The organism is Mesorhizobium sp. M1B.F.Ca.ET.045.04.1.1, assembly GCF_003952465.1.
Lineage (GTDB): Bacteria > Pseudomonadota > Alphaproteobacteria > Rhizobiales > Rhizobiaceae > Mesorhizobium > Mesorhizobium shonense.
Map to the genome: position 1 here is coordinate 7,212,680 of NZ_CP034448.1, position 20,081 is coordinate 7,232,760.

Sequence of the window (20,081 nt, forward strand, 5' to 3'; positions counted from 1 at the left end):
AAATCCTATTTCTTGAACCGCATCGGCCAATAGTCTAGAGCCGGGCATACTCAACCGATTGAAACCAGCCCGTCCGGGCCGAGGGGACGTTCTTTCATGGATCGCATCAGAATTGTCGGCGGCAACAAGCTTGCCGGAAGCATTCCGATCTCGGGCGCCAAGAACGCGGCGCTGCCGCTGATGATCGCCTCGCTGCTCACCGACGACACGCTGACCTTGGAGAACGTGCCGCATCTGGCCGATGTCGAGCAATTGATCCGCATCCTCGGCAACCACGGCGTCGACTATTCGGTCAACGGCCGGCGCGAGAAGCAGCAGCAAGGCTATTCGCGCACCATCAATTTCTCCGCCCGCAACATCGTCGACACCACCGCGCCCTACGAGCTGGTGTCGAAGATGCGCGCCTCCTTCTGGGTGATCGGCCCGCTGCTTGCCCGCATGGGCGAGGCCAAGGTGTCGCTGCCCGGCGGCTGCGCCATCGGCACGCGTCCGGTCGACCTGTTCCTCGAGGGCCTGCAGGCGCTGGACGCCGACCTTGACGTCGACAATGGCTACGTCGTCGCCAAAACGAAAAACGGCCGTCTCCACGGCAATCGCTACGTGTTCCCGAAAGTCTCGGTCGGCGCCACGCATGTGCTGATGATGGCGGCCTCGCTCGCCAAGGGCGAGACGGTGCTCGAAAACGCCGCCCGCGAGCCGGAGATCGTCAACCTCGCCGAATGCCTGATCGCCATGGGCGCCAAGATTCACGGCGCTGGCACCTCCACCATCACGATCGAGGGCGTCGAGGCGCTGTCCGGGGCGCGGGTCCGCGTCATTCCCGACCGCATCGAGACCGGCACCTATGCCATGGCGGTGGCGATGACCGGGGGCGACGTGATGCTGGAAGGCGCGCGGCCCGACCTGTTGCAGACCGCGCTCGACGTTCTTGTCGAGACCGGCGCCGAGATCACGCCCACCAACGAGGGCATCCGCGTCAAGCGCAACGGCGCCGGCATCGCTCCGGTCGACGTGACGACCGCGCCCTTCCCGGCCTTCCCGACCGACCTGCAGGCGCAGTTCATGGGCCTGATGACGATGGCCAAGGGCAAGTCGCGCATCACCGAGACGATCTTCGAGAATCGCTTCATGCATGTGCAGGAGCTTGCCCGCCTCGGCGCGCACATCACGCTTTCCGGCCAGACCGCGATCGTCGACGGCGTCGCCAAGCTCAAGGGCGCGCCGGTGATGGCGACCGACCTGCGCGCCTCGGTGTCGCTGGTGATCGCCGGCCTTGCCGCCGAGGGCGAGACCACCGTCAACCGGGTCTACCACCTCGACCGCGGCTTCGAGCGGCTGGAGGAGAAGCTCTCCGGCTGCGGCGCGGTGATCGAGCGGATTTCGGGCTGACAAAGCGCCTCGGTTGCGCAGAGCGGAAAGACCGCATAACAGAAGATTGAATAATCAACCTTCAGGTGCGAATTCCGCATGGCTCTCAAGCTCATCGCGCTCGACGACCAGGATCTGAGCATCGTCTCGGCCCATGTCCAGGACGCCGTGATGAAGGTCTCCGACCTCGAATACCTGCCGGCGGCCAAGCGCTTCGTGCTGACCATGAACCGTTTCGTCTGGGAGGCGAAATCGGGCCTCTTTCGCCAACACAACGAGCGGCGGCAAAGCGTTTTGCATTTCGACCGCGTGCTCGGCGCCAAGACCAGCGGCATTCAACGCGACAAACCGGCCGAGGTGCTGTCGCTGCTGGCGGTCAGCTTCGTTGCGATCAGCAAGCCGGCCGGCATCATCGAACTGGTGTTTTCGGGGGGCGGCACGATCATGCTCGACGTCGAGTGCATCGAGGCTCGGCTCGCCGATATCGGCGGTTCCTGGGAAGCCACCTCGCGACCCCTGCACAGGACCTGAGCCCGCATAATGGCCATCACGCTTAACCAGACCGACGCCGATTTCGAGCAGCGTTTCTCGGCATTCCTCACCACCAAGCGCGAAGTTTCGGCCGATGTCGAGGCCGTGGTGCGCGACATCATCGCGCGCGTGCGCGCCGAGGGCGACAAGGCGCTCATCGACTATACGCTCAAATTCGACAAGGCCGATCTCGACAAGCTCGGCATCGCCGTGTCCAGAGACGATATCGCCAAGGCCTATTCGGCGACCGACCCCGCCACGGTCGAGGCGCTCAAATTCGCGCGCGACCGCATCCGTTCCCACCACGAGCGGCAGAAGCCGAAGGACGACCGTTATACCGACGCCGCCGGCGTCGAGCTCGGCTCGCGCTGGACGGCGATCGAGGCCGTCGGTCTCTATGTGCCGGGCGGCACGGCGAGCTATCCGAGCTCGGTGCTGATGAATGCGGTGCCGGCGAAAGTCGCCGGCGTCGAGCGTATCGCGATCGTGGTGCCGGCATCGGGCGGCGTCATCAATCCGCTGGTGCTGGTCGCGGCCGACCTCGCCGGCGTCTCCGAGATCTACCGCGTCGGCGGGGCTCAAGCCGTCGCCGCGCTCGCCTATGGCACCGAGACGATCAGGCCGGTCGCCAAGATCGTCGGACCGGGCAACGCCTATGTCGCCGCCGCCAAGCGCCAGGTGTTCGGCACCGTCGGCATCGACATGATTGCCGGGCCTTCGGAAGTGCTGGTCGTGGCCGACGCCGAGAACGACCCGGACTGGGTCGCCGCCGATCTGCTCGCCCAGGCCGAGCATGATGCGTCGGCGCAGTCGATCCTGATCACCGACAGTGCCGAATTCGGCAAGGCGGTCGGGCAAGCGGTCGAGCGCCAGCTGAAGGCCTTGCCGCGCGCCGAAACGGCAGCGGCAAGCTGGCGCGATTTCGGCGCGGTGATCCTGGTGCCGACGCTGAAGGCCTCGCTGCCGCTGGTCGACCGGATCGCTGCCGAGCATGTCGAACTCGCCTTCGACGACGCCGAGGGCTTCCTAGCAAAAATGCGCAATGCCGGCGCCGTCTTCCTCGGCCGGCACACGCCGGAAGTCATCGGCGACTACGTCGGCGGCTCCAACCATGTCTTGCCGACGGCACGCTCGGCGCGCTTCTCGTCGGGCTTGTCCGTGCTCGATTTCGTCAAGCGCACGTCGACCCTGAAGCTCGGCCCGGAACAGCTCAAGGCGCTGGCGCCTGCGGCGATCGCGCTCGCCAAGGCGGAAGGGCTCGACGCGCACGCACGCTCCGTGGCGATCCGGCTGAACATGTAGCGATGTCCGGCCGCCACCAAAACCGCCACAGGCTGATCGACGTCGAGCTCGACGAATCGATCGGTCGTTCGACGCCCGATGTCGAGCATGAGCGGGCGGTGGCGATCTTCGACCTCATCGAGGAAAACAGTTTTCGGCCGGTCAATGACGATGGTGCCGGTCCATACAGGCTGAAGCTGTCTCTGGCCGAGCAGCGCCTGGTGTTCGCCGTCAGCCGCGAGGACGGCGCCGACGTGGTCACCCACATCCTGTCGCTGACGCCGTTGCGGCGCATCGTCAAGGATTACTATCTGATCTGCGAAAGCTACTACGAGGCCATCCGCTCCTCGACGCCCAGTCACATCGAGGCGATCGACATGGGCCGGCGCGGCCTGCACAATGAAGGCTCGCAGACGCTGATGGACCGGCTCGCCGGCAAGATCGAGATCGACTTCGACACGGCGCGCCGGCTGTTCACGCTGGTCTGCGTGCTGCACTGGCGGGGCTGATCCTGACCGGGTTGCCACATTCGATCCTGTTTGTGTGCGGCATGAATGCCGTGCGCTCGCCGATGGCGGAACAGCTGGCGCGACGGCTGCTGCCCGCCACCACCTTCGTCGCCTCGGCCGGCGTGCGCAGCGGCGAGCGGGATCCCTTCGTCGACGCCGTGCTTGCCGAGGAGGGTCTGACGCTCGGCGAGCGGCAGCCCAGAACGCTGGACGAGTTGGAAGACGATTATTTCGACCTGATCGTGACGCTGGCGCCGGAAGCGCACCACGCCGCGCTCGAGCTCACCCGCTCGCTCGCCGTCGAGGTCGAGTATTGGCCAATGCCCGATCCGACCGACACCGGCGGCACGCGCGAGCACATCATGGCGGCCTATCGCGATGTGCGCGAGCGGCTGAAAGCGCGCATTGCCAAGCGTTTCGCGCCGCCGGAGTGAAGAAGCGCCACCGATTGGGAACTTTCCGGCCCGGATTGAGCCGTTCTGCGGAAGGTGCCGATTCTATCCAGGCCGGAAAGGTTCTAAGCATGTTCACAAGCGGGCGATTATCATATAGGTTCCGCCGCAAATTCCGGCCGGAGTCGGATGATTTCCGGCCGGTTCGGCCGGAAATCATCCGACTCCAGATCAAAGAAATAGAGCATGATGTCGTCCGAAAACCGCTTGACACTTTTCGGCATCATGCTCTAGGCGCCGGAACCGCCATCCAAGCAAAGGTATCGAATGCCGAAGGAAGAAGTCCTCGAATTTCCGGGCGTGGTCACGGAACTGCTGCCCAATGCGATGTTCCGGGTGAAGCTCGAAAACGAACACGAGATCATCGCCCACACGGCCGGCCGCATGCGCAAGAACCGCATCCGCGTGCTGACCGGCGACAAGGTCCTGGTCGAGATGACGCCTTATGACCTGACCAAGGGCCGCATCACCTACCGCTTCAAGTAACAGTCTGGCGCGAACCGCGATGAGCATCCTGCAGAAGCTCGTGCTTGCCTCGGGTTCGCCGCGCCGGATCGAGCTGTTGCAGCAGGCCGGCATCGAGCCGGACCGCGTGCTGCCCGCCGACGTCGACGAGACGCCGCTGCGCGCCGAACATCCGCGCTCGCTGGCGAAACGCCTCTCCAAGGAAAAGGCCGAGAAGGCGCTGACCTCGCTGAAGAGCGAGGACGACTATGGGCCGGCCTTCGTGCTCGCCGCCGACACGGTGGTGGCGGTCGGGCGGCGCATCCTGCCCAAGGCCGAGACGATCGACGACGCCGTGAACTGCCTCGGCCTGCTTTCCGGCCGCTCGCATCGTGTCTACTCCGGCATCTGCCTGATCACGCCGGGCGGCAAGCTGCGCCAACGGTTGGTGGAAACCAGGGTCCGCTTCAAGCGGCTGCCGCGCGAGGAGATCGACGCCTATGTCGCTTCCGGCGAATGGCGCGGCAAGGCCGGCGGCTATGCCGTACAGGGCCTCGCTGGCTCCTTCGTCGTCAAGCTGGTCGGCTCCTACACCAATGTGGTCGGCCTGCCGCTCTATGAGAGCGTGGCGCTGCTTTCCGGCGAGGGTTTCAAGGCGCATCGGAACTGGCACGTCGCGCGCCCATGAGCCCGGACGACAAGGTTACTCCGCTCCGACCGAAGCGGCCCTGCCCCGAATGCGGCAAGCCTTCCGCGCGCGAGCACTATCCATTCTGCTCGGCGCGCTGCAAGGACATCGACCTCAATCGCTGGCTGAAGGGCGCCTACGTCATCCCCGGCCGCGACGATGAGGATGAAGAGGACGATGGCTCGAAGCAAGGCCCCTCGCCCAAGGACGAGCCGTGAACGCGCGCGGCAATTGGCCGTTTCCCGCGATTTTTCTTTATCAACACCTAAGCGCTGGACAGGCCGAATTCCCGTGCTATAACCCACGCGCTTTCAAGGGGCGCCGCCCGGCGCTCTCGCGAAACCCGGCGGGCGATCCCGTTAGCCGGCACAGGCCCAGATAGCTCAGTTGGTAGAGCAGCGGACTGAAAATCCGCGTGTCGGTGGTTCGAATCCGCCTCTGGGCACCATCCCCTTTCTCCCCTGTACCCTTCCGCCGAAGCCTCCACGCTTCTGGTTCTGCAAACCGATGAAATCGTTGAATTTTTCGGTGCGTACGGCGCGCTTAAGCGTGTTTCACGGATTTTCGGCGTATTTGGTCCAACGACCCGGCGTGTTGGCACCGTCTTTCGATACGCCATCGATGGCCTCTGCAAACGACAAAAAGTCGAAACGGTGAGGTTCAAGGACTTCAAGGTGTCACGTATGTTGCGTCCCGATATTCTTGGGTTTGGATTCTGAGGCGAGATGCAAGGTGGCATCAAAGACAAACCGGCGCGGAAACGAACTGTCACATTCAATCGCCGCCGAGTTGATCGCGGTCTTGGTCGCGGTGACAAATGGTCAACCGCGCGTGATGACCATCGATAATGGCAAGGCCCTGCCCTCCGGCCCGTTCGAACTTGGGCACCGCTCGCTGCAGTCCGGCTTGAGGGACTGGGTCGAACAGCAGACGCGGCATCCCCTTGGCTACATCGAGCAACTCTATACCTTCGCCGACCGAGACCGCGTGGGAGACGCGTCGCGACGAATCATTTCGATCAGCTATCTAGCCCTCACCCGTGAGGAGCAGTCGGCGCCCGCCGGCAAGGCGACATGGTGCGATTGGTATGATTACTTCCCCTGGGAGGATCATCGCCACGGCGTCCCGCCTGCATTGCATCAGGTGATTGTCCCGCGGCTGGACGCCTGGGCAGACGCCGCGGACAACGTTTCGATGCGAGGCGAACGCCGGCAGCGGATGGCCATTGCCTTCGGCCTCGAGGGTCACGGCTGGAACGAGGAGCTGGTGCTGCAACGCTACGAGCTGCTTTATGAGGCTGCCCTGGTGGGGGAAGCGCATCGCGGCTTGAACAATGATGTCCGATCGGCCACTGGCTCGTCCATGGGGGCGGATCACCGCCGCATCCTCGCAACCGGCATCGCCAGATTGCGCTCCAAGATCAAGTACCGGCCTGTCGTGTTCGAGCTGATGCCGCCTCTCTTCACCCTGCTTCAGCTACAGCGGACCGTGGAGGCGCTCGCCGGGAGGCTGGTCCACAAGCCGAACTTCCGGCGCCTGATCGAACAGCAGGAGCTGGTCGAGGAAGCGGGAGAGACAACAGCCGACACGGTCGGACGGCCGGCGAAGCTTTTCCGCTTCCGTCACGCCGTTCTCGACGAGCGGGCGGTGGCGGGGACGAAATTGCCATCGTCGCGGGCTTGACAACTCTTATTCTCACAGTGAGTATATGCGTAATTATACTCATACTGAGAATAATTGGAGCGCCAATGCACAGTTCGCTGCCTACCGCCGCGTCGCTTTACGATCGCGTCCGGCGGGTGATCCCGCCGATCGAATGGCCGGCCTTCACCGACGACATCGACGCCATTCTCACGCTGAGGCGCGAGCGCAACGCGGTCATCCTGGCGCATAACTATCAGACGCCGGAAATCTTCCACTGCGTGGCCGATATTGTCGGCGACAGCCTTGCGCTTGCCCGCAGGGCAATGTCGACCGAAGCCGATGTCGTCGTGCTGGCCGGCGTGCATTTCATGGCCGAGACGGCCAAGCTGCTCAATCCGGACAAGACGGTGCTCATTCCGGATCTGGACGCGGGCTGCTCGCTGGCCGACTCGATCACGGCTTCGGACGTACGCCTGATGCGGCAGCGCTATCCCGGCGTGCCGGTGGTGACCTACGTCAACACCTCGGCCGCCGTGAAGGCCGAGTCCGACATCTGCTGCACCTCGGGCAATGCATTGGCGGTGGTGGAATCGCTGGGGGCGCCGCGGGTCATCATGCTGCCCGACGAATATCTGGCCAGGAACATCGCGGCTCAGACAAAGATCGAGATCATCGCCTGGAAGGGGCACTGCGAAGTGCATGAGCGCTTCACGCCCGCCGATATTCGCGAGCTGCGGCAGGCTTATCCCAATGTCACGGTACTGGCTCATCCCGAGTGCCCGCCGGAGGTTGTCGCGGAAGCGGATTTCGCGGGCTCGACGGCGGCGATGTCCGACTATGTCGGACGGCATAGGCCCGCGCGCGTGGTGCTGATGACCGAATGTTCGATGAGCGACAACGTTGCCGTCGAGCACCCTGAAGTCGAGTTCGTGCGCCCCTGCAATCTCTGCCCGCACATGAAGCGCATAACGCTCGCCAACATCCGCGCGGCGCTGGAGCGGAACCGCCATGCCGTGACCGTCGATGCCGAGGTGGCTGGACGCGCGCGGCTGGCCGTGGAGCGGATGCTGGCCGTATGATCCTGGATGTCCAAGACCTCGCCGGCCGGCCGGTCATCGTCGGCGGCGGCATAGCCGGACTGATGACGGCGCTGCATCTGGCGCCCGAACCGGTGCTGCTTTTGTCACGCTCGCCGCTTGGCGCGGATGCATCGAGCGCGTGGGCTCAGGGCGGGCTCGCCGCCGCCCTGGGCGGTGACGACGATCCGGAACTCCATCTTGCCGACACGCTTGCCGCCGGCGACGGGCTTTGCGATGCGGAGGCCGTGCGGCACATCGTGTATGCCGCCCCGTCCGCGATCGAAAACTTGGCGCGGCTCGGAGTTCGCTTCGACCGGACGCCCGAAGGAGCATTGCGGCTTGGACTGGAGGCGGCGCACAGCCGCCGGCGCATCGCTCACGCCAGTGGCGACGGCAGCGGCCGCGAAGTCATGCGCGGACTTGTGGCCGCCGTGCGGTCGACGCCGACGATAACGGTCCTCGAGGGTGTCGAGGCGCGCCGGCTGGCCGTGTCGGATGGCAGGATCGTCGGTGTGCAGGCGAGTTCAAACACAGGTCAAGTGCTCTTTGCCACGGGGCGGGTCGTCCTCGCCACGGGCGGGATCGGCGGGCTGTTTCAGGACTCGACAAATCCACTTGGCAGTCTTGGGCAGGGCCTGGCGCTTGCCGCACGCGCAGGCGCCCTTCTGGCCGACATGGAGTTCATCCAGTTCCACCCGACCGCGCTCGACGGGCCGGGCCGTCCGATGGCGCTCGTCAGCGAGGCGGTTCGCGGCGAAGGGGCAATCCTGGTCGATCAGACAGGTCGGCGCTTCCTCGATGGCGTGCCGGGCGCCGAACTCGCGCCGCGCGACATCGTGGCGCGCGCGGTCTGGAGACATCTGGCAGGCGGCCATCAGGTCTTCCTCGACGCACGCCAAAAGCCGGGCCCGGCATTCGCGCGGTATTTTCCAACGATCGCATCTGCCTGCCGCACCGCCGGCATCGATCCGGCCCTGGACCTCATTCCCGTCAGGCCGGCGCAGCACTACCACATGGGCGGTATCGCGGTGGACCTGGCAGGACGCACATCGGTCCCCGGACTTTGGGCATGCGGAGAAGTGGCCTCGACAGGACTGCACGGCGCCAACCGGCTCGCCAGCAACTCGCTGACCGAAGCGATCGTCTGCGCGCGCTGGGTTGCCGAGAGCGTGGCTGGCTCGTTTGCCACCGCCCCTGGGACGCGGCTTGCGGCAACTGAGGAGCCGAGGCCCGACCCAAGGCCTGCGCGCCTTCTCCTGTCGCGCGCCCTCGGCGTCACGCGGGATGGCGAAGGCTTGAAGGACGCAGCGCGCGCCTTGCTGCCGCTGGCGCAGCGGAACGACGCTTCATCCGATGCCGCCGCCGTCGGTTTGATGATCGCGATTGCCGCCTTGCAGCGTCAGGAAAGCCGGGGCGCTCATTTCCGCACGGATTTTCCCGGCCATGCAGCCGTCGACCGGCGCCCCAGAATGACGCTCGACGCCGCCCTGGCGGCGGCGCATGAGCTCGATCACGTCCGAAGGCCAGAAGAGGCCCTATGAAAAACCTCTCGCCACTACCCACAATCATGTTCGAAGCGCTGGTGCGAGCAGCTCTTCTCGAAGATCTCGGCCGGGCTGGCGACCTGACCACGGACTGCATTGTTCCGAAGGACTGCCGAACCACGACCGTCCTTGCGGCGCGTCAGAGCGGAACTGTCGCCGGGCTTGATATTGCAAGGCTCGCCTTCCGGCTGCTCGACCAGGATGTGGACGTGGTGGTGCACACTCCTGACGGCAGCAAGGTCACGCAAGGCCAAGCCGTCGCATCGGTGAGCGGCCCGGCCCGGGCCATCCTGACGGCAGAACGCACGGCGCTCAATTTCCTGTGCCGTCTCAGCGGCATCGCCACGGCAACGGCGTCGATCGTGAATGCCGTTCGCGCGCACAAGGCGGAAATCGCCTGCACGCGCAAGACGACACCCGGATTGCGCGCGCTCGAAAAATACGCCGTGCGCGCAGGCGGCGGCTCCAATCATCGTTTCGGCCTCGACGACGCCATCCTGATCAAGGACAACCATATCGCTATCGCCGGCGGCATTCGCCCGGCGATCGAGCGGGCGCGGGCCGGCGCCGGCCATCTCGTCAAGATCGAAGTCGAGGTCGACACGCTGGCGCAACTGGATGAAGCCCTCGCGCTTGGCCCGGATGCCGTCCTGCTCGACAATATGTCGGCCGACGAACTGCGCCAGGCGGTTGACATGGTAGCCGGCCGGGCGATCACCGAGGCGTCGGGCAGGATAACGTCCGCGTCGGCGCCGGTCATCGCCGCGACCGGCGTCGACCTGATCTCCATCGGCTGGTTGACTCACAGCGCCCCGATCCTCGATATCGGGCTCGACTATCGGGAACTCTGAACGCGGTGTTTGACTAAAGCGCGTCGCACTGAAACGGATTCAGGCGACGCGCTTCAAGTCTTTGTTTTGATGCATGTCGTTGCCCCAGAACCGCTACACACTTCTGGGCGACATGCATTAGCTTGAGATGCAATGCGCTCCAGGTCGGCCAAGCGGCATCAGGCCAGGAGCTGCCACATTCGCACACGACCTGTGCCGCGCAATTCCGTTTCCGCGAGTGGGTCGCAAGCAAAATCTGGTCCAAGCAGTTTGTGAGTTGCATCCGAAATACGGATTTCATCCGGCTCCGCGGACTTTTGAATACGTGCGGCGAGATTGACGGTGTCGCCCCACAGGTCATAGACAAACCGCCTTTTGCCTATGACGCCCGCCACGATCGGTCCGGAGTGAATTCCAATTCTGAGACTTAGCGGTTCGCCTGCGAAGCGCTCGCGCCTGGCCGCCTCCCGCAGCTCGAGCGCATAGTGCGCAAGGGCTTCTGCATGATCGGATCGCGCGGCGGGCAGGCCAGCGACCGCCATCACACAATCGCCGATGGTCTTGATTTTTTCGCAGCCATGTTGTTCCGAGAGCAGATCCGCCGCCTTGAAGAAGTAATTTAGAATAGCGAGCGTCGTCACGGCTCCGACGCTCCTCGCTCTTTCCGTAAAACCGACGATATCGGCAAAAAGCACGCTGACCTCCGCGTGGTTGTCTGCGATTTGCTCGTCCGCTTTCAGCCGCTCCGCGATCGACGCCGGAAGAATGTTGAGGAGCAGGGACTCGGCGCGCTGGTATTCACGCGTCAATCCCTCCTGGCTCTCCCTCAATGCCTCGTTCGTCGATTGCAGCTTCGCATTGAGTTGACGCTCCCTCTCCTGCAGGAGCGTCATTTCATAAGCCTTCTGTTGAAGCCGCTGCTGGTTGTCGCGTTCGGCAGTGGCGTCGAGAAAGAGCAGCCACACCGAGCCGCCGTCGCCAAAGAGATGAAGGTCCGCGACACGCCCTCCGGGCAGCTCCACCATGGGCATATGATATGGAAGCTCCGGGCAAGGCAGCAGCCCTTCCATGAATTCAAGCTGATCGGCAACAGGCTTGCCAGTGCGAAGCGACGAGAGTCCGTAATGTTCGATGTTGCCGCCCTTCGCGGCTATGCATTGCCGAGCGTCAATTTTCAGATATGCGGCAGAGCGCTCATTATAGAAGAAATCGAATATCCAGCTTCTGACGTCTTTCGGCAATCTGGGCATGGTCTACTTGGCGACCATCGAAGCAAGCTGATGAAACGCATCGTCAACATGCTCGCCCGAAAGCGCGCTTGTCAGGTAGATTTGCCATCCACGCTGCTTCAGTTCGTCGATCTCACCATCCGATATCGCCCACCGATCGGTGAGATCGGATTTGTTGAACAGCAATATGAACGGCATCGCGCCGAATTCGGCCTCGACCCGCTCGCGCAGCGTGAGCGCCACGGCAAGAGTAGCGGGCCGGGTTCCATCGACGACAAGCACCAGCCCGGTCGCACCTCGCACATAGCTGACGCGGAATGAGCCGATATCGTCTTCGCCGGCCAAATCCCACAAAATCAGATCCACGGTTTTGTCCGCGAGTACGACACTCTTCTTGTCGATTTTCACGCCCACCGTGGTCAGGTAGTTTTCCGAGAAGATGCTTTGGACAAACCTGCGCACCAGGCTCGTCTTTCCGACAGCGAACCCGCCCAACATGCAGATCTTTTTTTGCAGCATCCCGGGCTCCGCACTACTCCAGGTTCACAGTAATCGAGACCCGGCGATTGGTGGAGTTCCCAGTTCGACTATTTTCATTTTCGGGCACCGCCGGCTCAAAGGTGCCGGCGCCCCGAACCTGCAGCAGTTCCGGCGCGACGCCGCGCTTATTGAGAAGCGCGCGAACTGTCTCGGCGCGGGCGGCGCTGATCGACGCGTTGGCCGTCTCACGGCCCGTTGTGTCCGAATGGCCGGTCAACATGAACCGCGCTGTCACGCCTGCCTTGCGGGCATTTTGGGCGAATTCCTTCAACTGATCAGCCAATCTGTCGAGCACCGGCGTCTGCTCCGCCCCCGGGACAACTCTACCGGAAGAGAAGAAAATATCGGTCGTCTGGATAGACTCTCTCAAATGATTAAGTTCTGCAAGGTTCAGCTCGCGCAGCTGCGAGACATCCAGAACCACTCCGTCCGCCGAAAGTTGGTCGGCGGCGGCCTGCGCCCGGCTGATCCAGCCGGCAGGTGCCTCGCCCACGACATCGATGCGACCCTGGACGATCGAAAGCCGAACCGATTTCGGCGGGGACAGCGACGCCGTCAGCCGCTTCACCACGAACTTCGGATCAAGACTCTGATAGAATTGCCACTGTGAATGAACGCGGGCAGGATCAACCTCCGTTCCGGACAGCAGAGCTTGCGGGTCGGCGGCAAGAGGGTCTCTCAGACCGGAAATGTAGAAATGTCCGCCCCGCGCCGTTTGTTGAGCGACGATGATTCCCGGTTGGGCCTCAAGTCGCGACACATAATACTGCCAATGCTCCGCCGCGCGTGCATCGGGGCTCACATCACGAACCTTGGAGATGTCGAACTCCGGTCCGCCTGCCGAAAGCTGTCTTGCCGCTGCGCGCGCCCGATCTATCCAGGTGTCGGGAGCCTCACCCTCGGCAACGATGCGGCCATTGACGATCGAAAGTCGCACTTTATCCGTCGGATACAGCGACGCCGTCAGCCGCTTCAACACGAACACCGGCTCGAGGCTCTGATAGAATTGCCAGCTTGCATGAACGCGAGCGGGATCGACCTGCGTTCCCGACAACAGCGACTGCGGGTCAACGGCAAGCGGGTCCCTCAGGCCGGCAATATAGAACTGGCCGTCGCGCATCTTTTGTTCGGAGACGACGATGCCCGGCTGGGCCTCCAGCCGCGAGACGTAGGCCTGCCAGCGTTCCGCCGCGCGTTCTTCGGGGCTCATCACATCGCGGACCCTGGCGATATCGAATACCGGCCCGCCCGCCGAAAGTTGCTGGGCGGCGGCCCGCGCCCGGTCGATCCACGTGGCGGTAGCCTCGCCCTCGGCAACGATGCGGTCATCGACGATCGAAAGCCGTACCGAATCCGGCGGCGTGAGCGACGCCGTCAGCCGCTTCAACACGAACTCCGGCTCGAGGCTCTGATAGAACTGCCAGTTTGAATGAACGCGAGCGGGATCGACCTCAGTTCCGGACAACAGCGACTGCGGGTCGGCGGCAAGCGGGTCCCTCAGGCCGGCAATATAGAATTGGCCACCGCGCACCTTTTGTTCGGCAACGATGATGCCCGGCTGGGTCTCCAGCCGCGACACATAGGCCTGCCAGCGCTGCCCGGTTTGCCAGGAAAGAAAGAACCAGCCGCCTGCCGGAATCAAAACCAGCAGGACTGCCGTCACCACAAGCCACGGAAATCCCTGGTTTGAGTCCGCGTGCTGCAGTTCAACACAGGTCTGCAACCGCGTCTCCACGCCGGCCAGCTGCGAGCTGTCGCCGTCAAACTGCTCTAAAGCCTGTGAGCAATCTTCATGGATGCGAAGCAATGCATCGCGAATTATTTCATGTAATTCCTCCGGCGGATTTCCCCGGATCACCGCAACCAAGGTCGCAAACGGTCCAACCTCCGACCACAGGCGAAGCTCTCCGAACCGGATAGTGTCCAGCCCGCTCTGTTCTTTCTCGTTGAATGAGTCCCTTACAAAATCTTGAATTGCGCTAAGCATCGAAGAAATCAGTTGAGGGTCTTCGCTCGTAGCGTTTTCAGCAGTTACATGCGCGATCAAAAGCCCGGAGGTGCGGTGAATGAGAAAAACATGTTCTACACGATAGACGAGAGAATGATTAAGGACAACTTCCGAGAAGCTTGTTCCCGTTCTCCAAGCTTCAAATCTCCACTTAAGTCCATGCCAGGTAAATATATGTCTTAAAGATTCATTCAGCGATTGAAAGGTTTGGTCGATTTTTTCGCCGATCGACTTGCGAATAGCCGGCAGGAACACCGGGTATAATATATCCGTGAGCGTGCTCGGGTTCTTCTGGATGGACCGTTGCGCGGCCCTCTCGACAGCTGGTGCAAGGGCCTCGCCGAGTTGCGCATGAGGCGCGAGCGAGGCTGCACTGGGGAGAACGCCTCCCACTGCAGCCGCAAGCTGCTCTGGTTCGTCGAGCAGGTGCGTAACGCGTGAAAGCTCCGAAATCTCGCCGCCGACCAGCAGCTGGCGAAGCGTTTCCATGCGAGGATCAGCAGTCGGAACGCCTTCTAGGCGCGCACGATGATCCGGATCAACGTTCCGGGCAATTCGATCAAAAGGCGAGCCAGAGCCTCGCGATCAATCTCGGTATCGTTCGAAGCTGCTTTTTGAGGAAGGCTGATTGGGTCGACGCTCGACGTCAAGTTCCGATCAACTCGCTTTCCAGTTACGCTCCGAGTTGCCCTTGCTGCCGACGGGATCCTGATTCAGACATTTTGCGACCTCGACAAACAGGCCAGCCAGAAGATTTCGGTCGGTCTTGACGTTGCTGAGGTCGGAAAACACTTTCTCTATCAGCATCTGAACGCTTTCGTACTTTTGCTTGATTTCCTCACGCAGCAAATGATCGTTTCGACTGATCCGGTCCGCAACTTCGCGCTCGAGATCGCTCAATTGATCCGACAACGCGCGCACCTGCTTTTCAAGTGCCTGATTTTGATCGCGAAGGTTCCGGTCAATCTCCTTGTCGGCCTCGGCCCGTGCATCTTTTTCGTTCCGCAATTGCGTCGCAAGCGAGTCAACCTGCTTCTTCGCGTTCGACTCGTACATTTCGAGATTGCGCTTGGCCTCGGACTCGACATCCTTGAAGCGCTGCAGGACCCGTTCTTCAAGCTTGGAAAAGCGGCGGTCATAGTCCTGCATCTGGTTGCCGAACAGCAGATCACGTATCTTGTCGACACCTACGGCATCGCCCGAGGCCCCACCCTCGCGAGCCTGGCCCGCCATGAAGTTCAGCCCGTTTCCCTCTGCATTACCTATCAGATTTGCGTCCGCTTTATTTGCTGAAGAAGCGGCACTCGAAGATTCCTTAGCCATCACTATGCCCCAATTGCCCAGTGCAGAACTCGGAAGCAAAAATTATGTCAGACAAATACCCGACCCGCAAGCCGAAATCTTCTTGGTTCGAGCCGATTCGTGCGCCGCTTGTACGCCTGTTGGACTGACAACAAATGCGCGAGTTCCGATTGATGTCGCTCTTTACCTCTTTTGATAGCGGAAATAACCAGATATCCAAATTGACCATTTGATGCAATCTACTACCGAAAGGAGTAATGTCAGGCTATATCTGCTGGATCGAAAATAAATTTAAAATAGTCCTTTGATGCATTGCAGTTCGTTGACCTGGAGGCGCAGGTACTTTCTCGCACCCGGATGTATACTGCGCCCGTCAGCCCCCGACGCGGGCCCAACGCTGGAAGGAAGCTCTTCTTTCGGACGGAGAATGGCTGTTCGAGAATGCAGGGACAACGGCTGTTATTGGCGCAAGGCTGCTTGCGACCTTTGCATTAGCGATGTCTACTTTTGATGAATCGACAGGACTTTAGAAATGACTGCCATGCGGCGCATCCCTGACAGGCCAGCTTGAGGCCGGCACCGGACTGTCAGGTTTCGGGACGGCCGGGCTTTCAAATGGAAGCCGCTGTGGTATCTCGGGAGAGTTCGCAGGAGACTGTTTGGACGCAGCGTCCCTGACGACCGTTTCCGTTGGCCGGAAATCGCCGGCTATGTCTCGGGGCTCTTGCCCTACCTTCGAACCAGGCGCGGGTAAGACGGCGTGGCGCATAATCCCTTGGTCTCAATCGTGGTTCCTGCGCACAATGCGGAGGCAACGCTGGCGCGCGCGCTCGATTGCCTTCTCGATCAGGAGATAGTGGATTGGGAGGCGATCATCGTCGACGACGCCTCCACGGACCGCACCCCCGCGATCATCGCCGGTTATGTGGAGCGCGATGCCCGATTTCGGACGCTGAGCTCTTGCGCGCATAGCGCCGCCGGCGCGCGCAATAGCGGGACTTCGACAGCGCGCGGCCAATGGCTCATGTTTCTGGATGCGGACGATTGGGTGGCTGCCAGCTTCCTTGCCAAAATGCTGGCCGCACTGAAAAGCGCTCCCGATGCAGTGGCCGCCTATTGCGGTTGTCGGCGCGTGATGCCCGATGGCGAACTCACCCCGTCGAGCATCTCGACGGAGGTTGCGATCCAGCCGTTCGAAACATTCGCCCGCCGATGTGCCGTTCGCACTCACGCGCTGCTGGTCGACCGGGAGACAATTGTCGAATTGGGCGGTTTCGATGTGTCGCTGCGCACCTGCGAGGACTGGGATCTGTGGCAGCGCCTCGCACGTTTAGGCAAGCGTTGGGTGATGGTCGACGAACCGCTCGCTTTCTATCGGGTCGGCCCCAACTCGCTCACCCGCAATTCGACGCAGATGTTGGCAGATGCGGAAATCGTGATCGCCCGCGGCTTTTCTCCTGATCCCAGGGTCAAACGCCCAGCACCGGCTCACGCCAATGGAGCGATTTCGGCGAATGGCGGCACCGCTTCCGAAGCCCTCGCGTGGTTCGCGTTGTGGAACGCCGCGTCGGATTGCGGCCGCGGCGCGCGCTCGATCGACCCGCAGTCCCTGCACGCGCTCCCGGCAGGGCGCAAGTGGGCGCGTGAGATCGCCGAGGTGGCCTTCGATGGCCTTGTGGCAGGAAGCCTATCGGCGCCCGTCCAATTGGCTGCCAGGTGGGACAGGTTTGGCGGTTCCATCACCGAGTTGATCGTCGAACTCGGCAAGGTCTGGAACGATTCAGCGGCGGGTCGCCGCGTCCAGTATCACCTTGAGCAAATGCTTCTCGACTTCGACGACCTTGCCGCGCCGCGCAGACTGGCGCGGACACTGGGAATCCGCGTCGACGCTCGAAATCCGGCCTCCACCGACCTCCCGGAAGGAATCGATCAAATTTATGCCTATCTGATGATGGATGGCCGGATCGAGGCTCGCGCGCAGTTCGGCGCACTCGGGAAAGTGACAAGGCGTCATTGGATTGAGTTGGCGCTGAATTTCGTGCCCCCTGAGCGGCTTGCATCGCAAACCGGTGCCGACAAGTCAGACATGTCTGCAGCCAAGGCATCGTTGTCCATGGCGGGACGCCGGCCTGATCGGGACAGCCACTTCGGCAAACTCGCGCGATTGGCCGCGGAGGCGCGGCGGCTGGTTCGGTCGAGCGCCGAACCTGCGGAGCCTATTGCAGCGCCGCGCCGCGGACGAGCCGCGGATGGACACGACAATGATCGCACGTCGTTCTGGAATCGCCGTTTCGCGACCGAGGATCCCTGGAACTATCGTTCGCCCTATGAGCAGGAAAAGTATGAGCGGCAGCTCGAAATTCTGCCTGCCGGTCCCATCGGACGCGCGCTTGAGCTGGCTTGCGCGGAGGGCCACTTCACGCGGCAACTGGCGCCGCGAGTGGGCCATTTGACCGCAACAGACATCTCCGACGTAGCCGTCGGGCGGGCGCGCGCGCGATGCAGCGATCAGCCGAATGTCGAGTTCGGCGTACTGGATTTTTCTGCGGACACGCTGCCGGGCGAGATGGATCTGATCGTCTGTTCGGAAGTGCTCTACTACCTAGATGATCTCGACGAGTTGCGGCGCATCGCCAAAAAAATCGTTGCGGCGTTGGCGCCCGGCGGCAGTTTCGTCAGCGCACACGCATTCGTGCTCCGTGACAATGTAGAAAGGACGGGCTTCGACTGGAACACTTTCGGTGCACAAGCGATCTCGCAGACGCTGGCAGCGACCGAAGGCCTCGTCCTCGAGCAATCGATCCAGACCGAGCTCTATCGCATAGACCGCTTCCGCCGCCTGTCACCAGACGACGTGGCTACGGAACCGGTGATCGATCATGTGCCAATCCGCGCGCCCATCGGTATTGGAGTCGCGCGAAATGTCGTCTGGGGCGGGGCACGGGCCTTGCGCCGCGACGTCGCACGCAGCGAGCGGCGGCAGCGTATGCCTGTCCTCATGTATCACAGCGTCGCCGATGATGGTCCGGCCGCGCTCGCCCGTTTTCGGCTCACGCCCGCAGCATTCGGCAGCCAGATGGCATGGCTGCGCGCCAATGGCTTTCACGCGATCACGTCCGAGCAGCTGGGATGGTCCATCGCCAACCGTGAACCTTTCGTTGGTCGCCCGGTGCTCATCACCTTCGATGACGGCTTCCAGAATTTTGCCGACCATGCCTGGCCGATCTTACGCGCGAACGACCTGACCGCGGAAGTGTTCCTGGTAACGGACTTGGTGGGTGAAAGTGCACGGTGGGATGTCGACAGCGGTCCGCCGACGCAGCTTATGGACGCCGGGACGGTGCGACGCCTCGCCGGCGAGGGTGCGTTCTTCGGAAGCCATCTGGCGACGCATCGCGCGATCGATGGTCTGTCGAGTTCTGAGTTGGCCGCCGAGCTCCTGCGCTCCCGCATGTTCGTCGAACGGTGGACCGGTCGGCCGACCACGGCGTTCGCGGCACCCTTCTCTGTCACCGACCGACGGCTCGGCCGGCTGGCCAAGGAATGCGGCTATCGGATCGGCTTCGGCGGCAAACATGGGCCGGCGGACCTCGATTGCGATCCCATCGACCTTCCGCGCATCGAGGTTCGCGGGGATCGCTCGCTCGATGACTTTGTTGCCCGTGTCGAGGCCGTGCTCGAATGAACGGTGAACTTGTCAGCCGGGTGCGAGCTGGCACGAGCGTGCCGGTCATTGCCAGAACCGTACATTCTGGCTCGCCGAGGCCAGCGTCCACAGCATGTCTCCCGAAAGTGGGAACCGGTTTCGGGACAGAGACATGCGTAAAATCAAACCCTAAAGCGCAGGGAGCGAATCTGAAAGATCGCGACGCGCTTTAGATTTGTGACAAATTGGTTCCGCTTTTCTTCAGTGTCCCGCCACGTCGCCTCGTTCGCAAGTCTATTGGGCGACCTGTGACACGGCTGACATCAGCTCCTGCGGGTTCGGCGCCCCAAACATGTATCGCCCACCCTCCGGAACCTCCGTGAAGCTCCAGCGGACGACCCCCTGCCGGTCCAGCAGGAACTGACCGATCAGTTGTCCGTGTCCCGTCGCCATCATCTGCTCGTCGGCCTCGGTCACTTCGTAATTGTCCTTCTTGTCGAGGAATTCGCTGGCCGCAAAAGGATCCATTGGACCAGGCAACTCGCCCGGTACGTCGACCCGCATATCCTTCGCCGCCGCCATCGAGACCTTGTACGGCCAGACCGTCTCGTTTTCGGTGAATTCGAGATTGGGCAGTCCAAAAGCACGATGTGAAGCGCGTTCAGGGTCGGAGGCCGCAAGCAGATTCGGCATCGGGTGGTAGCGGAAATAGAGACGCGCCCGTTCGATCGGCGTGTTGACCACCGTCAGGCTTTGCACGCCCTTTTCGCGCAGCTCCGGATCAAGTCGCGCCTGGGCGGCGATATGGCGCCGGCAAAACGCACAATGCAGACCTCGAAACAGGCCGACCAGCAGCGGTTTTTGTCCGCGAAAGTCGTCGAGCGCGATCTTGCCTTCCTGGGTAATGGCATCGAGCACCACGTTCGGCGCACGGTCGCCCGGTTGAAGCGGTACCAAGTCAATACGCGCGGACATTTTTCAACCTC

18 protein-coding genes and 1 tRNA gene are annotated in these 20,081 nt (G+C 62.4%); 14 read left to right on the plus strand and 5 right to left on the minus strand.

Annotation, left to right across the window (positions count from 1 at the left end; translation table 11 throughout):
* Positions 1 to 96: 96 nt before the first annotated feature.
* The 13 genes from murA (at position 97) to nadC (ending at position 10,391) form a co-directional block, all read left to right on the plus strand.
* Positions 97 to 1,389: a UDP-N-acetylglucosamine 1-carboxyvinyltransferase gene (murA, locus tag EJ071_RS35585; RefSeq protein WP_126102021.1), complete on the plus strand. Its 1,293-nt coding sequence runs from the start codon at positions 97 to 99 to the stop codon at positions 1,387 to 1,389.
* Between the two features lie 78 nt (positions 1,390 to 1,467).
* On the plus strand, positions 1,468 to 1,899 hold the full coding sequence (locus tag EJ071_RS35590) for a DUF2948 family protein (protein ID WP_126102022.1): 432 nt from the start codon (positions 1,468 to 1,470) through the stop codon (positions 1,897 to 1,899).
* Positions 1,900 to 1,908: 9 nt separating this feature from the next.
* The gene (gene hisD, locus EJ071_RS35595) at positions 1,909 to 3,201 is read left to right on the plus strand and encodes a histidinol dehydrogenase (protein WP_126102023.1); all 1,293 of its coding nucleotides are present in this window, start codon (positions 1,909 to 1,911) and stop codon (positions 3,199 to 3,201) included.
* Positions 3,202 to 3,203: 2 nt separating this feature from the next.
* Positions 3,204 to 3,689 (plus strand): UPF0262 family protein, encoded by a 486-nt coding sequence (locus tag EJ071_RS35600; RefSeq protein WP_126102024.1) that lies wholly within the window; start codon positions 3,204 to 3,206, stop codon positions 3,687 to 3,689.
* 41 nt (positions 3,690 to 3,730) lie between these two features.
* Positions 3,731 to 4,123 carry a low molecular weight phosphatase family protein gene (locus EJ071_RS35605; RefSeq protein WP_245460099.1) on the plus strand — a complete coding sequence of 131 codons (393 nt, stop codon included), beginning with the start codon at positions 3,731 to 3,733 and terminating at the stop codon, positions 4,121 to 4,123.
* 285 nt (positions 4,124 to 4,408) lie between these two features.
* Complete coding sequence (gene infA / locus EJ071_RS35610; protein WP_006200926.1) at positions 4,409 to 4,627, plus strand: translation initiation factor IF-1; 219 nt, start codon at positions 4,409 to 4,411, stop codon at positions 4,625 to 4,627.
* Between the two features lie 19 nt (positions 4,628 to 4,646).
* The gene (locus EJ071_RS35615) at positions 4,647 to 5,273 is read left to right on the plus strand and encodes a Maf-like protein (RefSeq protein ID WP_126102026.1); all 627 of its coding nucleotides are present in this window, start codon (positions 4,647 to 4,649) and stop codon (positions 5,271 to 5,273) included.
* Positions 5,270 to 5,491, plus strand: a complete 222-nt coding sequence (yacG, locus tag EJ071_RS35620) for a DNA gyrase inhibitor YacG (RefSeq protein WP_126102027.1) — start codon at positions 5,270 to 5,272, stop codon at positions 5,489 to 5,491. Before EJ071_RS35615 ends, yacG begins: the two co-directional genes overlap by 4 nt.
* A 154-nt stretch (positions 5,492 to 5,645) precedes the next feature.
* A tRNA-Phe gene (locus tag EJ071_RS35625) sits at positions 5,646 to 5,721 on the plus strand.
* 284 nt (positions 5,722 to 6,005) lie between these two features.
* Positions 6,006 to 6,956 (plus strand): hypothetical protein, encoded by a 951-nt coding sequence (locus EJ071_RS35630; RefSeq protein ID WP_126102028.1) that lies wholly within the window; start codon positions 6,006 to 6,008, stop codon positions 6,954 to 6,956.
* Between the two features lie 65 nt (positions 6,957 to 7,021).
* Positions 7,022 to 7,996 carry a quinolinate synthase NadA gene (gene nadA / locus EJ071_RS35635; protein WP_126102029.1) on the plus strand — a complete coding sequence of 325 codons (975 nt, stop codon included), beginning with the start codon at positions 7,022 to 7,024 and terminating at the stop codon, positions 7,994 to 7,996.
* Positions 7,993 to 9,537 (plus strand): L-aspartate oxidase, encoded by a 1,545-nt coding sequence (locus EJ071_RS35640; RefSeq protein ID WP_126102030.1) that lies wholly within the window; start codon positions 7,993 to 7,995, stop codon positions 9,535 to 9,537. Before nadA ends, EJ071_RS35640 begins: the two co-directional genes overlap by 4 nt.
* Positions 9,534 to 10,391, plus strand: coding sequence for a carboxylating nicotinate-nucleotide diphosphorylase (gene nadC, locus EJ071_RS35645; RefSeq protein WP_126102031.1), 858 nt, complete (start codon positions 9,534 to 9,536; stop codon positions 10,389 to 10,391). Before EJ071_RS35640 ends, nadC begins: the two co-directional genes overlap by 4 nt.
* Positions 10,392 to 10,549: 158 nt before the next feature.
* Here nadC and EJ071_RS35655 read toward each other — a convergent pair whose 3' ends face one another.
* The 4 genes from EJ071_RS35655 to EJ071_RS35670 form a co-directional block, all read right to left on the minus strand.
* Complete coding sequence (locus EJ071_RS35655; RefSeq protein ID WP_126102032.1) at positions 10,550 to 11,620, minus strand: adenylate/guanylate cyclase domain-containing protein; 1,071 nt, start codon at positions 11,618 to 11,620, stop codon at positions 10,550 to 10,552.
* A gap of 3 nt (positions 11,621 to 11,623) precedes the next feature.
* Positions 11,624 to 12,118 carry a Rab family GTPase gene (locus EJ071_RS35660; RefSeq protein WP_126102033.1) on the minus strand — a complete coding sequence of 165 codons (495 nt, stop codon included), beginning with the start codon at positions 12,116 to 12,118 and terminating at the stop codon, positions 11,624 to 11,626.
* A gap of 13 nt (positions 12,119 to 12,131) precedes the next feature.
* The gene (locus EJ071_RS35665; RefSeq protein WP_245460100.1) at positions 12,132 to 14,636 is read right to left on the minus strand and encodes an OmpA family protein; all 2,505 of its coding nucleotides are present in this window, start codon (positions 14,634 to 14,636) and stop codon (positions 12,132 to 12,134) included.
* Positions 14,637 to 14,804: 168 nt separating this feature from the next.
* A complete protein-coding gene (locus EJ071_RS35670; protein ID WP_126102034.1) occupies positions 14,805 to 15,470 on the minus strand; it encodes a hypothetical protein in 666 nt (221 codons plus the stop codon).
* 754 nt (positions 15,471 to 16,224) lie between these two features.
* Here EJ071_RS35670 and EJ071_RS35675 point away from each other — a divergent pair.
* Entirely contained in the window at positions 16,225 to 19,134 is a 2,910-nt protein-coding gene (locus EJ071_RS35675) for a trifunctional glycosyltransferase/class I SAM-dependent methyltransferase/polysaccharide deacetylase (RefSeq protein WP_245460101.1), read from the plus strand.
* Positions 19,135 to 19,389: 255 nt separating this feature from the next.
* Here the strand turns inward: EJ071_RS35675 and EJ071_RS35680 are convergent, their stop codons facing one another.
* Positions 19,390 to 20,070, minus strand: a complete 681-nt coding sequence (locus EJ071_RS35680) for a redoxin domain-containing protein (RefSeq protein WP_126102036.1) — start codon at positions 20,068 to 20,070, stop codon at positions 19,390 to 19,392.
* Positions 20,071 to 20,081 lie beyond the last annotated feature (11 nt).